Annotated in this window: 11 protein-coding genes; 2 read left to right on the top strand and 9 right to left on the bottom strand. The window is 38.9% G+C overall.

The window, feature by feature from the left end; translation table 11 throughout:
• Positions 1 to 83: 83 nt before the first annotated feature.
• The 6 genes from HMPREF9969_RS02840 to HMPREF9969_RS02815 form a co-directional block, all read right to left on the bottom strand.
• Entirely contained in the window at positions 84 to 551 is a 468-nt protein-coding gene (locus HMPREF9969_RS02840; protein WP_009434376.1) for an HU family DNA-binding protein, read from the bottom strand.
• Between the two features lie 205 nt (positions 552 to 756).
• Complete coding sequence (locus tag HMPREF9969_RS02835) at positions 757 to 2,355, bottom strand: hypothetical protein (protein ID WP_009434372.1); 1,599 nt, start codon at positions 2,353 to 2,355, stop codon at positions 757 to 759.
• A 49-nt stretch (positions 2,356 to 2,404) separates the two neighbouring features.
• A complete protein-coding gene (locus HMPREF9969_RS02830; protein WP_036894786.1) occupies positions 2,405 to 2,620 on the bottom strand; it encodes a hypothetical protein in 216 nt (71 codons plus the stop codon).
• Between the two features lie 702 nt (positions 2,621 to 3,322).
• A complete protein-coding gene (gene rnc, locus HMPREF9969_RS02825; RefSeq protein ID WP_009434392.1) occupies positions 3,323 to 4,384 on the bottom strand; it encodes a ribonuclease III in 1,062 nt (353 codons plus the stop codon).
• The gene (gene fabF / locus HMPREF9969_RS02820; RefSeq protein ID WP_009434334.1) at positions 4,374 to 5,636 is read right to left on the bottom strand and encodes a beta-ketoacyl-ACP synthase II; all 1,263 of its coding nucleotides are present in this window, start codon (positions 5,634 to 5,636) and stop codon (positions 4,374 to 4,376) included. The genes rnc and fabF overlap by 11 nt, the downstream gene beginning before the upstream one ends.
• A 90-nt stretch (positions 5,637 to 5,726) precedes the next feature.
• The gene (locus HMPREF9969_RS02815) at positions 5,727 to 5,963 is read right to left on the bottom strand and encodes an acyl carrier protein (RefSeq protein ID WP_004347843.1); all 237 of its coding nucleotides are present in this window, start codon (positions 5,961 to 5,963) and stop codon (positions 5,727 to 5,729) included.
• 931 nt (positions 5,964 to 6,894) lie between these two features.
• On the opposite strand from HMPREF9969_RS02815, the gene HMPREF9969_RS02810 reads away from it, so the two are divergent.
• The gene (locus tag HMPREF9969_RS02810) at positions 6,895 to 7,500 is read left to right on the top strand and encodes a DUF4254 domain-containing protein (protein ID WP_009434364.1); all 606 of its coding nucleotides are present in this window, start codon (positions 6,895 to 6,897) and stop codon (positions 7,498 to 7,500) included.
• 205 nt (positions 7,501 to 7,705) lie between these two features.
• Here HMPREF9969_RS02810 and HMPREF9969_RS02805 read toward each other — a convergent pair whose 3' ends face one another.
• Positions 7,706 to 8,686, bottom strand: a complete 981-nt coding sequence (locus HMPREF9969_RS02805) for a ketopantoate reductase family protein (protein WP_009434340.1) — start codon at positions 8,684 to 8,686, stop codon at positions 7,706 to 7,708.
• Between the two features lie 114 nt (positions 8,687 to 8,800).
• Between HMPREF9969_RS02805 and mutS the strand changes: the two genes are divergently transcribed.
• A complete protein-coding gene (gene mutS / locus HMPREF9969_RS02800; protein ID WP_009434346.1) occupies positions 8,801 to 11,461 on the top strand; it encodes a DNA mismatch repair protein MutS in 2,661 nt (886 codons plus the stop codon).
• Positions 11,462 to 12,505: 1,044 nt separating this feature from the next.
• Here mutS and HMPREF9969_RS02790 read toward each other — a convergent pair.
• Positions 12,506 to 13,102 carry an aminotransferase class IV family protein gene (locus HMPREF9969_RS02790; protein WP_009434411.1) on the bottom strand — a complete coding sequence of 199 codons (597 nt, stop codon included), beginning with the start codon at positions 13,100 to 13,102 and terminating at the stop codon, positions 12,506 to 12,508.
• Entirely contained in the window at positions 13,086 to 14,075 is a 990-nt protein-coding gene (locus HMPREF9969_RS02785) for an aminodeoxychorismate synthase component I (protein WP_009434407.1), read from the bottom strand. The genes HMPREF9969_RS02790 and HMPREF9969_RS02785 overlap by 17 nt, the downstream gene beginning before the upstream one ends.
• Positions 14,076 to 14,089 lie beyond the last annotated feature (14 nt).

The following is a 14,089-nucleotide window of genomic DNA, read 5'->3' as shown; positions in this document are numbered from 1 at the left end:
CATTAAGCACATCCCCTCCTAATGCTTCCCTCTCCATTCCTTCCCGTTAGGCACATCCCCTCCTTTGGCTTGGGGAGGCTTTCCTATCCTGCCACTGGTCCAGGGTTCTCTTTACTCCCCTCTCCATTCGGAGAGGGGGCGGGGGTGAGGCTCTTTTTCTTTCTTGCAGGATTATCCACATCAACTTCTATCTTCTTCAGCGCATCCGTAACGGCTGATTTCCAACGAACAAGGATGCGGGGACGCTTCAAGGATTCAGCGGAGACTTCCTTTACATCGTCAATCAACTTTGAAGGTATTGCAACTCGGAACGAGAATAAGTCACCAAGGTCTAGCGAACCACCAAGGCTAATCACCTCAATAGCAATATTACGCAGGGTGATAATCACGTTTCTTACATCTCCCTCACTCAACGAAGTTTCGCGAACAATACGGTTAACAAGCCAATCAGCTGAAAACTTCATCGGAGCTTTCGGCACAGCATTATACGCTTTCTGACCTTTTTTCGGACCAATCTTGTGAGTGGTCTCAACTACCTTGAATGAAATCATACAATAATAAATTTAAGTTTTAATAAATATGGAGCCTCCCCTTTCAGCAAGACTCCGTTAGTTATATTTTGCTTCGTCTTCTATTCATTATATCAAGACCTTCCTCTTCATTATATGAAGACCGTTGCTTTGATATAAGGAAGAGCCTCCTCTTGATATAAGGAAGACAAGGCTCCTCATATAATGAATACAAACACCATCTAACTTAGAATGGGCAATATTCATCTTCGTTAGAAGAACTAAACCGAGTGACTCCTCCATTCCTGGGAGTGGGGAAAACTCTTACTATATTAGCTTTAATAAATAAAATACATACCTTATCCATATTGCCAGAGGTTGTACTTGACCAGAAATCACCAATTATGCCTGGGCTCAAAAAGGTTCTTGCTGGATCATTATTATAAATACCTAATGTCGGGAGATAAAAATAATCACTAAGATTACTTGGTATACCAGTCGGTACACTATTGTTTGTATATCCAGCATCTGGATAAAATGTAGTTGTATTATAATCAGTACCATTAGGAGCTGCCAGCTTCAAATCAGAGACATTTTTACCATTCTTTGAAGCAATTGCACTCTGTTTTAAGAACCACATTCCTCCAACATATAAATGATCCATCGTTACCCAAAGGGTAGTATTATCCCAATAGGGTTCTCCCTTCTCTGCATACCAACACAATTCATTCGAATTTGGACAATCCTTTGCACTGTGTGAAGCTGTACCACTGGCTATATCATTGTAATTGCGTGATGTACCACTTTGAGGAATATGCGTTGGATCACTTTGCCCATTAACTATCGGCTGGAAACGTAATGCTGTATTTGGATTATTCCATTCATAACCCTTCCAATAAGGATCTACTGCATCCCACATATAATACTCATTACCATGGTAAACCTTAATTCTCATATCAGTCCTTACTGGCGTATTCTTACCAGCATCAAAGGTTACAGAAGGATATGTCCTCTTTATAGTTCCAGAAACATTAGTTACAGCATCGTGGAGAGTATACTCTATCGTTACGTTGCTGTAAGTACCTGGTTTGACAACCATTGTTGCTGCATTCTTTGTGTAAGTAGAAACTTGAGGAATAGAGAAGTTGCTTAAGTTTAATTCTACACTATTTGAAGTACCTGTTGGGTTGCTCAAAGTACCATCATCTGCTAAATCAAATGTTCCTGCTAAATGATCAGATGGATTAGAAGTTGAAATACGAATCTTCTGAATTACTCCTCCTATTTTCCCTTGTGTGTTATATGGCATAAAGGTAACATACGCTGCCTTGTGATTCAGTGTAAAGGTATATTTTCCGCTACCTGTTGCATCTGCTACACCAAAGTCACCATCTTCTGCAATATGGGCAGCATCGTTAGGAGTGCTTTGCGTCTGTGAAGCCTTAATGGTTACCTTGTCTTGTACGCCATTCTTACCAGTATATCGCACCTTGTAAGTACCATTAGAATATGTTCCTTCAACCCAGAACTTCGCTTTGGCTGTTGTTGTGCTGCCAGGTACTGCTGCTATTCGATTAGCAATATCGTCTTCTGAGCTTTGGTGATAAGTATTGTTGTCATCTTTTACCCAAATCTTATCGTTTGCTGTCCAATAGAAATCAAGTCCACTGCCAGTATAGGTAGCTGATGTGCGCGTAGCTGGTTCCGTTTCTGATGAGAACACTGTACCTGTCTTTGGTGTGTCCTTACCTGCTGTCTTATCTGTGGCTGTATCATCGCTGGCGCAACTGCCAAGGGCAAGTGCGGTCAACAAGAGTGTACCGAAATAAATACTTTTCTTAGTCATTATCATTCTGTTTTAATTTAGTTGTTAATTGGAAAGAAATCTTTGTTTATTATTCCCATCCTGTTTCTTCATTCTCATCCTCTTCCTCAAAGAAAGGGTTTGACTTTGCGCTTAAGCCTCCGCTATCACCTGCTGAAGCGTGACCACTGCCACCACCACTGCCAGTACTCTCAAACGATGTGCCTCGCATTAATTCGTCTTCTGCTAGTTCAAGCCACGTGCATTGAGGTGCACAATAGGCTTTTCTTTCATTTGTTTTCTCCATTTACCTGATTTAAAAAATAGTTATTATTAATGATTCTCACTTGCTTTACTTCGTGTCACAGAGTTCAAGAGAGGGACGAAAGCATAAGAAGAGTTGTTAAAACAATGAATTATCTCCTCCTCTTGATGCTCTGTGGCACTATGTAAGTTTGATTTTATACTCGAAAAAATTGCTATATTTTGCGTTTTAGCGGTCTTCAAAAATGGTATAAAAAAGCGAACAAAGGAAACTCCTAGAGGTCCTTTGTTTACAGGGGTTACGGCACGCTTCGCGCGCGCGTATGCGAGAAGAAAAAATGTGTTATTGTACGCTAGGTGCGCATATTGTGTGTGTGTGTGTGTGTTAGCAAATTATTTGGATTGACCAAAGATAAAGTGCAAAAAGATGCAAAGAATCGGATAATTCTTTGCAGTACTTCATTCACTTGATATGTTATTGCTAATTCTTTCACGGCGGCAAAGGTAAGAAGATAAAATGAAATGAGCAAGGAAAAGAAGAAAAAAAGCCTCAACACTCGACCCAACCAGCCTCACCCCCGCCCCCTCTCCGAATGGAGAGGGGAGTAGAAAGTACTGTTTGCTAGGGATGAATAGGGATTCATTGCCTATGAAAGAGAGGTTGTAATATGTCATTGAAAGATATGTCTTTCTGTCATTTTGTCTAAGATTAGAAGCCCTCTTTCTTCTTAATTCAGCATAGTTTTTATTCTTCGAAAGCTTGTGATTCTGCTGCCGCAATAATACTCTCTTTGTCTATTTTTTGTGAATGAGAGATACCCGAGAGATCGAATTCATCGGCCTTAGAATCTTCTTCCTGTTGGAAAGAAGCATTTTCTTTTGTCTTCTTATTGTCTGCGGCGGATGTTTTCTCATCGAATACTTCTGTATAGAAAGGCGTTTCCTGCTTTTCTTTTTCTGTATCTGAACTTACGATGAAACTCATGTCTTGCGATGTTTCAGGTACATTTAAGACGGGTTCTTCTTCCATCTTTGTGCGGTTAGCCTTAGCTGAAAAGATCTCTTCAATGAACTGTGGTTCACGACGAAGACGCTGAAGAGTGAGTTTAGCAGCCTCTTGCTGTCCTTCTTTCTTTGAGTATCCACGACCCTCACCACATGCAATCTCTTCCATAAATACTTGGAAATGGAAAGTAGGACTGCCTTGTTTGTCCTTCTCATGTTCGATGAGTCGGAACTCCATATTGACCTTATTCTTCTGGCTCCATTCGATGAGCTTTGACTTAAAGTTCACTTCTTTATATGCCACCTTATCTATATTAATGAGTTCACCAAGAATCTGCTTTCTCATAAACTCCATACAAGCATTGTAGCCATGATCGAGATAAAGTGCCCCAACAAGTGCTTCAAATGCATTTCCTCCCATATAACTATTGTGAGAAGAAGAGTGCCCATTAGAGAGAATCAACTGATTGATTCCCATCTCTTTAGCCAATCTGTTGAGTGTATCACGTTGTACAATCTTGGAGCGTGTATTGGTAAGAAAACCTTCACGCTTATATGGGAAATGCTCGTAAACAATGTCGCCAACAATAGCATCAAGTATTGCATCGCCGAGAAACTCGAGTCGTTCATTGTTTACAGGCTTTCCCTTTGCATTACGACGTGCTATACTCTTGTGCAAAAGAGCTGTCTTGTAATAATCGATATTGTGGGGAATAAAGCCAATGATATGGTACAAAGACAAATAAAGCTCCTTCTCCTTGCGGAAAGGGAGCTTTATTCTATCAACTATATTATTCAGCATATTTCTTGAATATGACACAAGCATTGTGACCACCAAAGCCGAAGGTGTTGCTGAGTGCAGCACGAACTTCACGTTTCTGAGCTTTGTTGAACGTGAAATTTAAGTTGTAATCCAGCTCTGGATCATTATCATTTTCTTCGTGATTGATAGTTGGAGGAACTATATCATTCTGCACTGATAATACACAAGCCATAGCTTCTACAGCACCAGCGGCACCGAGTAAGTGACCTGTCATACTCTTTGTAGAAGATATGTTGAGCTTATAAGCAGCTTCACCAAATAAAGCTTTGATAGCCTTAGCCTCTGATATATCACCTACAGGAGTTGAAGTTCCATGAACATTGATATAGTCAATATCCTCTGGCTTTAAGTTTGCATCATTCAAAGCAGACTGCATTACAAGTTTAGCACCAAGTCCCTCTGGATGAGAAGCAGTGATATGATGAGCATCAGCTGATTCACCTTCACCAACCATCTCTGCATAGATCTTAGCACCACGAGCCTTTGCATGCTCTAATTCTTCGAGTATCAAACAACCAGCACCCTCTCCCATTACGAAACCATCACGGCTTGCTGAGAATGGACGAGATGCGTGTTCTGGATCATCATTGCGTGTTGAAAGTGCATGCATAGCATTGAAACCACCTACACCACAAGCACAAATAGCTGCTTCTGCACCACCGCTAACAATGATGTCAGCCTTTCCTAAACGAATCTGATTAAATGCTGATGCTAATGCATTAGTAGATGAAGCACATGCAGATGTCGTTGTGTAGTTAGGACCATGGAATCCAAAGTGGATTGAAATCTGTCCTGCTGCGATATCAGCAATCATCTTTGGGATAAAGAATGGATTGAATTTAGGACCATTCTCAGGGTGTTGTGCATAATAGCTAACCTCGTCTTCAAAGGTTTTGATACCACCAATACCTACACCATAGATAACGCCAACCCTATTTTTATCGATTTTCTCCAAGTCAATGGCTGCATCCTTAACACCTTGTATAGCACTAATCATTGCTAATTGAGTGTACCGATCAAGTTTGCGAGCCTCCTTGCGATCAATGTATTCGTTGATGTTTAGGTTCTTAACCTCACATGCAAATTGGGTCTTGAACTGTGTTGTATCGAAATGTGTAATAGGTGCAGCACCACTTTTACCTGCCAGCATATTCTGCCAAGTCTCCTCTGGAGTGTTACCTATAGGAGTGACGGCACCAAGACCTGTTACAACTACTCTCTTTAATTCCATGCGTTGAAATATAAGTTAAAACAAGTAACCTAAAAAAAAGCCAAGCAAAACAAAGTGCTTTGCCTGGTGCTTTTTACATATAGGCTAAACTTACTTAGCGTTTTCCTCAATGTAAGAGATTGCATCGCCAACAGTAGCAATCTTCTCAGCCTTATCGTCTGGAATAGAGATACCAAACTCTTTCTCAAATTCCATGATGAGCTCTACAGTATCCAAAGAGTCTGCACCAAGATCGTTTGTGAAGCTTGCCTCTGGCTTAACCTCTGCCTCGTCAACACCAAGTTTATCTACGATAATAGCCTTTACTTTTGATTCAATTTCTGACATAACTGTAAGTTTTAAATTGTTTAATATTGATTTCTAAATTCTAAAATGCGCCTGCAAAGGAAATATAAATTTTCCATGTATGCAAGTTTTTGATGTAAAAAAGCACTTAATTATGCACAACACCCTATGGTTTGTGCATGTTTTTCTATGATTTATCACTTTATCTTGCGTCTCTTCAAATAATTATCTCATATCATTCAAATATTACTTATATTATAAGGTAAATTACTTTCAACCTTTCTTTTGCTTAAATTCTCTACATGAATTATGCGATAATAACTTATAAAGATAAGTTTATTCTCTATTAAAAAAACTTGTGTTTGGACTCAAGTTGGTTTGAAAGTTAGCCTTCTTTTATGACCTTTACATCTAAAGTCAACTTCATTTAATCTATTTAAAAAGCTGAGTTTATTTTTATTTTTGGATACTGTCATATTTAATATTTGTAGTAAGAGCTTATTTCTCAGATGTTTGTAGGTAGATAAAAGTGTGATAGTGATGACGGGAAAATTAAATTATCTTTTATAGATATTGTTCTTATTTCTCGCTTTTTAGACTTATTGTTATGTTCTTTTCTTGTATTAATACCATTTACATCTATTATATATATGAAATGTGAACATGCTATATGTAAGATGTAGATATGCCCTTTTCAATATCTAGAGATGCTTTTCTTGTATAAAGAAGAGCCTTTGTTAATTAGTAAGCAAGGTTCTCTAATATTCTTAATAGTTTGCTAGGTTATTGATAACTATCCTCTTATAAGCATGAGAGAATTGTTATCTACCTTATATGAAATATGCTCTTGTTATAGTTTTTGTATCCAACTCCTCTTTCTTTCAAGTCTAGTGACGTTAAAAACGTCCGTTTTATTTTGTGCTTTAAGTATTTTGCTTTATATTTGCACAATAAACAAAAAAGTAATAACCGAATGTCATTTACAGAACATTGTAACGAGATCTTTAATCAAGCTATTCGTGATTATCATGTCACAGATAATGTTGATACCCCGATTAATAATCCTTATGACAGAGAGTCGATAGAGAATCGACTCTATTTGAAATGCTGGATTGATACTGTTCAATGGCATTTCGAAGATCTTATCCGTGACCCACATATCAGTCCAGAAGATGGTATGAGTCTCAAACACAGAATAGACCGTTCAAATCAAGATCGTACAGATCTTGTTGAACAGATAGACTCTTATTTCCGTCAACTCTACTCTGATATAACGCCTTTACCAGATGCTACTATTAATACAGAGAGTCCTGCGTGGGCGGTAGATCGCCTCTCTATCCTTGCATTAAAGATATATCACATGAAGGAGCAGACCGAGCGTAAAGATGCATCAGAGGAGCATATAAAAAAGTGTAAGTCGAAGTTGAATATCCTTTGTGAGCAACAGAAAGATCTTAGTTTGGCTATTGATCAGTTGCTTGATGATATTCAGCATGGACGAAAATATATGAAGGTTTACAGGCAGATGAAGATGTACAACGATCCTTCAACGAATCCGATTCTTTATAAAAAGAAGTAATGATATATTGAAAACCAGCATAAGTGACAAAAAAGAGACCTAAAATTGGTCTCTTTTTGTCGTATAAGTCGAAATATTCCTTTTCATTAAAATAATTTGTTCGTGATAGCTTTTTAGGAAATAAAAGGATAGAGATAAACTTATTATTAGATATCATTTAGAGGTTTAAAGTTGCTCTTTCCCTTCCTTATAATTCTTTTATTCTTTATTTAATTATTCTCGTAACATCTTCAAAATATTGATAAAAAGTCGGAGCTGGAACATTATTTATTTTTCCTTCTTTATATACGCTATTGCAAATATACAATAAGTCATCAATGTTTCCATGCAGTTCCATAATCCTTCTTGTAAGATTGTTTGTGGCAAACATACGTTTCATGAAAATGGCAGAAAGTTGAGCTGGTAGTTTATATACCCATAACTCATTTCTGTAATATTTCATATTAATACCACGTGAAGCAGCTATTTTTGTTGTCTCACGAATAGTTTTAATCGTAGTTGCCAATAGCTTTAGAGAATTCATAAGTTTATGAACTGATGCTATACTGTCATTTATGTCTCCATTTTTACCTATGACAGAGATAACTGCAGCGTTGATAGCCATGTGTATCCATATCCATTCCAACATGTCATAAGGGTTTTCAAGTTTGATGTTAGAGGATTTAAATAGATTAGAAATAGCCTCATAATTTGATATGGTTGTCTTATTTTTAGACTCTATCATGAAATGATCGAATAAACAACAATCAAGTTCAGCTTTAGTAGCAAGCTCTTCTTTTTTTATTTTTATGCAACCTCCAGCAACGGGAAAGCCTAAGATATAATCATATCCTTGCATAATTTTATCAAAATATTGCTTGTCATACCATAGATTACAGCATAAGAGTATTGTGCCTTTGAATGCTTCTTTTTGTAGTATCTCCATCACATTGGCAATCTTCCCTTGTGAGATACTTACGAAAATCATGTCATATTCTTTCTTTGAATGTGGATTTACTGTATATTCTTTTTTGACTTGAATACCCTTTGATGATTCTCTTCCATCTAATAATGTAACTTCAATATTGCTTATATATTCCTTATTACTTCCTTCCCGAATATAATGTTCAACATTGTGTCCAGCCTCTTTAAACACAGAAGCATAAGTTGTTCCGATAACTCCTAATCCTATAATTAATATATCCATGTTTGTGTTTATTTTAGACAAAGGTAATTAATTATTTGGGCTTTCCTCCTTATTTTTGTAATTTTGTAAGTCTAAGGATAAAATAGAAACAGACTTAATAAGGAAGTAAAAGATATGGCAAAAGACGATAAGGGACTAACCCCAATGATGAAACAGTTCTTCTCGATGAAGGCACAACACCCTGATGCAATGTTACTCTTTAGGTGTGGTGACTTCTATGAGACGTATGGTGAAGATGCTGTGGAGTCAGCTCGTGTACTTGGTATAACCCTTACTCGTCGTAATAATGGGGGACTTAGCGGTTCTATAGAGATGGCTGGTTTTCCTCATCATGCCCTTGACACCTATCTACCTAAGCTCATCCGAGCTGGTAAAAGAGTTGCTATTTGCGATCAATTAGAAGACCCTAAGAAGAAGCGAGAGGCTATTAAGGGCAAAAAAGGCTTATCCGCAATGGATAAGATGGTGAAACGTGGTATCACAGAGTTGGTTACTCCAGGTGTAGCTCTTAGTGATAACGTGTTGAACTATAAGGAGAATAACTTCTTAGCAGCACTTCACTTTGGTAAAAGTGCATGTGGTGTCAGTTTCTTGGATATATCAACTGGTGAGTTCCTAACGGGTGAAGGAACCTTTGACTACGTCGAGAAGCTGTTTGGAAGTTTCCAACCTAAGGAGGTATTGTTCGATCGTTCGAAGCGAAGAGACTTCGAACGTTACTTTGGAACACGCTTATGTACGTTTGAGATGGACGATTGGGTCTTCACTGATCAGACTGCTCGTCAAAAGTTACTAAAGCACTTTGGCACTAAAAACCTTAAGGGTTTCGGTGTTGAACACTTGTCTAATGGTGTGATAGCAGCAGGTGCTATCCTGCAATACCTTGACCTTACGCAACATACACAGATAAATCATATCACCTCATTAACGCGTATTGAAGAGGATAAATACGTACGAATGGATCGCTTTACGGTTCGTTCTCTAGAGCTGGTAGCCCCTATGAATGAGGGTGGATCGTCTCTTCTTAATGTCATCGACAATACTATCACCCCTATGGGTGGGCGTATGCTGCGACGTTGGGTGGTCTTTCCTTTGAAAGATGTAGCGGTTATCAACGAACGATTAGACATCGTTGATCATTTCTTCCGAGCCTCCGATTTTCGTAACAACATTGATGAACAATTCCACCAGATGGGTGACTTAGAACGAATCATATCTAGGGTAGCTGTTGGAAGGGTTTCTCCACGTGAGGTGGTACAGCTGAAGAATGCTTTAAAGGCTATCGAACTAGTGAAAGCAGAATGCCTTTCTACGAATAATAAGTCGTTGAATAGGATAGGAGAACAGTTGAATCTCTGTGCGAGCCTACGTGATCGTATAGAGAAAGAGATCAATGTTGACCCACCACAACTAGTTGCTAAAGGGGACGTGATAGCGTCTGGATATGATAAGGAATTGGATGATTTACGTTCAATTCGTGATAATGGAAAGCAGTATCTACTTGAGATACAAGAGAAAGAGATCGCACAGACGGGCATAAGTTCGCTTAAGGTGGGATTCAATAATGTGTTTGGTTATTACTTAGAGGTGCGTAATACCTTTAAAAATAAGGTTCCTGAAGATTGGATTCGTAAGCAAACACTGGCACAAGCAGAGCGTTATATCACACCAGAACTTAAGGAGTATGAAGAGAAGATACTTGGTGCTGATGAGAAGATATTGGCTCGTGAGGGGCAACTCTTCATGGAGTTGATTCAAGATATGCAGTCTTTTATCCCACAGATACAGGTTAATGCCAACCTTGTGGCACATCTCGACTGCTTATTGTCATTTATGAAGATAGCCTTACAACAGCATTATGTGCGCCCGACAGTGGATGAGTCTGATGTCCTAGATATACACCAAGGGCGTCATCCTGTTATAGAGACTCAGTTGCCAATAGGCGAACAGTACGTTCCTAATGACGTCAAGTTAGATACCGAACATCAGCAGATTATGATGATAACAGGTCCTAACATGGCTGGTAAATCAGCCCTTTTGCGTCAAACAGCACTGATCGTTCTCTTGGCGCAAATAGGTTGTTTTGTTCCTGCGGAGCGTGCGCGTATTGGTATAGTAGATAAGATCTTCACACGTGTGGGGGCTTCCGACAACATCTCACTAGGTGAGTCAACCTTTATGGTAGAGATGACTGAGGCTGCAAATATCCTCAACAATGTTACGACACGTTCGTTAGTTCTCTTTGACGAGTTGGGTCGTGGCACCAGTACATACGATGGTATAAGCATTGCATGGGCGATAGTTGAGTATCTACATGAGCACCCTAAAGCACAGGCTCGAACGCTCTTTGCGACCCATTACCATGAATTGAATGAGATGGAGAAGAACTTCTCTCGCATCAAAAACTATAATGTATCTGTGAAAGAGGTAGATGGTAAGATCATCTTTCTTCGTAAGTTAACACGAGGCGGAAGTGAGCACTCTTTCGGTATTCATGTTGCTGAAATCGCTGGTATGCCACGCTCAATAGTAAAGCGGGCAAACGTTATTCTAAAGGAGTTAGAGGCTGATAATTCACAAGTGGGAAGTGTTGGTAAGACTGCTATCGAGCATTTGGAGAAGAGTAGGGAGGGCGTTCAACTCTCTTTCTTCCAGCTTGATGACCCTGTACTTACGCAGATTCGTGATGAGATTCTAGGGCTGGATGTCAATAACTTGACGCCTGTTGAAGCCCTTAATAAGCTCAACGACATTAAGAAGATACTGAACGGATAGATTCGTAATAAGCACTTATAATATAAGCCAATACATACTGGTCTTGCATAAACTGGCGTGTATTGGCTTTTTTATGTGTTATAGTTTGATGAAAAATAGGGGTAGGATCCCATTTATAAGAAACCACATTAATATAAAGGCAGCCATCACTGCATCATTTCCCCATAGTGTTTTCTTAAAGTGTTTGAGTACTTGTTCTCTCCTGTTATTACGTTCGTATAGCTTAGAGATGATATAGTTAGCTGTTAGAAAGACAATCAGAAAAGCTATACAAAAGTCCCATTTGGGGCTTATTACGTATATATTTAGCTTGAAGAATAAAATCATCAAGGGCATAAAAAGCGGCAGGCAAATCATAAATGGACCATCCATTCGCCCTGTGTATTTATGTTCTCCGACATAATAAAGGTAATCAATAAAGTGGTAATGTATCCTCTTTTGCGGTATTCTCATAGGATGAAACTATCTATATTATCAGATGTTACGATTGTACGAAACTATCTGCCTGATTCGTAAATATGCTCTTGTTGCATACAAGGACAAATATAGCTATTTTGTAATGGACAACAAAATCTTTATAAGATATTTGTATTGCAATACCAAAAAAACATAAGATTTTTGTATTCTGGGGTTTTTACTACTTTCTAGCTCATGGTTTCCTCCTTTCTTCTTTACTTGTTATTCTGTTCTATTTGTATGTTTTTAAGTCTGCTGCAATTATCTTTCTTTCTGCAATACAGGCTCTGTCTCTTCTCTTAAAAATGCCATATAGCAATGCAGCTAATAGGCTTGTATAAGATATGAAAAGCCTTTTAATGATAGCGTAAAGGCTTATTTATATCATAGATAGACTCTTTGATAATTAAAGAATAGACTAATAATAAATTATAAATAGATTGATAATAGTTATTTTTTAGTTTAATAATTTAATTAAAACAGGGTTTCTTTGTGAACAGACAGGCGTTTCTAATGATTTAATAGCTGGTGTGCTGTAGGATAGGGGAGGCTCTTCTTGTATGGAAAAGAGCCTATATCTCTAACGTTCTAACCTATGATCTTGTTTACTGGTAAGACCACCTCGCCGAGTTCCATCATAGCATTGAAGAGGCTAATCTGCTTGTAGTTAGGGAGGTCGGAAACGAGGAGTTCACGCTCTTGTAATAGTCCTTTATCCAGCAAACTCTGCCTCATAGTACCTCGAAGGAGTGGGGTAGAGGGCGTAAACCATTGTTTGCCATCATAGAGAGCCACGTTTGTATAAGAGGTATCAGTGATGTGGTTATTGCGAATAATCAATATATCGTCACATTCGCCTTGCTTTTCTTTGAGTTGATTAAGGGCTGACCGATCCACACTCTTGTATCTGTAATCAATGTCGTCAGCCGTGACAAGACGTAAGGAGTGGATATTCTTGCGTGTGTAAGGCGTACAGCTAATGTCATGAATACCAGCCTCATCATATACAAAACGCAGCTTAGCAAGCCCTGAAGGAGCCTTTATGCCTTTGAGAACATCATTAAGGAGTAGGGGAGTAGGCTGTCCGAACATCTCTAATCGTGTTTTGTTCATTCGCTGTTGATGGTATGCAAGGTTGCAGATGTGCCCATCCACAACCCTTAAAGACTCAATATATTGGCACATAAACCTTTTCTATTACCTCGTTGTATTCGTCATCATTATTGCTCTGAGCCGTTATACCGCCCCCAGCCTTATAGTAGTAATGCCCTTGCTCATCCTCATCTATGAAGCGAATCATCACTGCACTATCCAGAGAACCATTATTGTAACAACCCATCACGCCCGTATAGAAGTCTCGCTCATAGCCTTCCGCCTCATGGATAATCTCCATGGTTCGCCGTTTAGGAGCACCTGTTATTGATCCAGCGGGCAGTAGACGGAAAAGCAAACTACCAATTTCTTCTCTGTAATTAGCAGCGAGTTGTCCTGTAATCTCCGAACTCGTCTGCAATATTTGTCCTTTATTTGTCGCCAAACGGTCGATGTATCGATAGCGAGAAACGCTTATCTGATTGGCAATCATACCCAAATCGTTGCGGATAAGGTCGACAATAGTGGCGTGTTCTGCCGCTTCTTTCTTGTTATTCATCAGTTTTCTCCTTGCGTCGGGGATGTTGGCATCAATCGTTCCCTTCATTGGATAAGAAGAGATAACGCCCTTCTCATTGATACGAACAAATATTTCGGGAGAGAAACAGACGAACTTTCCCTTCATCCAACAGCGATATAACGCCTTTGAACGTATGAAGATGTCATGCAAAGAGAGGTTTGTTTGGATGGGAATCTTGCATGTTAGGTTGGCAAGATAGCTATCTCCTTTCCGTTCATAATGCTTGATAAGGTTGATACGTGGCTCATACTCTTCCCTTTTGAGGGCTTCGATATGCCATTCAACAGCCTCTTGGTCATAGGATTCGTTTGTTGGAATGTTGTTAAAAGAGGGAAAGGAACATAATAACTCCGTAGGATCTATATCACAAGTTTCGGCTATGTATGCTCCATTGGCTTCATAGTTAATGATGAAGACAAAGTCTTTATTCTCTTTTGCTAGTCTGTTCATGCACTCTATGGCAGACTCCCTATTGTATAATCTCATGCCCTGTTTTTCTT

Origin of the sequence: Prevotella sp. oral taxon 306 str. F0472, assembly GCF_000257925.1 — a bacterium.
Taxonomy (GTDB): Bacteria; Bacteroidota; Bacteroidia; order Bacteroidales; family Bacteroidaceae; genus Prevotella; species Prevotella vespertina.
Note: the sequence above shows the minus strand (reverse complement) of the source record. Positions and strands in the feature narration are given on the sequence as shown.

What these genes read in the sequence shown, in the direction of transcription:
- HMPREF9969_RS02840 (WP_009434376.1), bottom strand. Translation starts at nt 551, where the DNA reads ATGATTTCATTCAAGGTAGTTGAGACCACTCACAAGATTGGTCCGAAA.
- HMPREF9969_RS02835 (WP_009434372.1), bottom strand. Translation starts at nt 2,355, where the DNA reads ATGACTAAGAAAAGTATTTATTTCGGTACACTCTTGTTGACCGCACTT.
- HMPREF9969_RS02830 (WP_036894786.1), bottom strand. Translation starts at nt 2,620, where the DNA reads ATGGAGAAAACAAATGAAAGAAAAGCCTATTGTGCACCTCAATGCACG.
- rnc (WP_009434392.1), bottom strand. Translation starts at nt 4,384, where the DNA reads ATGCTGAATAATATAGTTGATAGAATAAAGCTCCCTTTCCGCAAGGAG.
- fabF (WP_009434334.1), bottom strand. Translation starts at nt 5,636, where the DNA reads ATGGAATTAAAGAGAGTAGTTGTAACAGGTCTTGGTGCCGTCACTCCT.
- HMPREF9969_RS02815 (WP_004347843.1), bottom strand. Translation starts at nt 5,963, where the DNA reads ATGTCAGAAATTGAATCAAAAGTAAAGGCTATTATCGTAGATAAACTT.
- HMPREF9969_RS02810 (WP_009434364.1), top strand. Translation starts at nt 6,895, where the DNA reads ATGTCATTTACAGAACATTGTAACGAGATCTTTAATCAAGCTATTCGT.
- HMPREF9969_RS02805 (WP_009434340.1), bottom strand. Translation starts at nt 8,686, where the DNA reads ATGGATATATTAATTATAGGATTAGGAGTTATCGGAACAACTTATGCT.
- mutS (WP_009434346.1), top strand. Translation starts at nt 8,801, where the DNA reads ATGGCAAAAGACGATAAGGGACTAACCCCAATGATGAAACAGTTCTTC.
- HMPREF9969_RS02790 (WP_009434411.1), bottom strand. Translation starts at nt 13,102, where the DNA reads ATGTGCCAATATATTGAGTCTTTAAGGGTTGTGGATGGGCACATCTGC.
- HMPREF9969_RS02785 (WP_009434407.1), bottom strand. Translation starts at nt 14,075, where the DNA reads ATGAGATTATACAATAGGGAGTCTGCCATAGAGTGCATGAACAGACTA.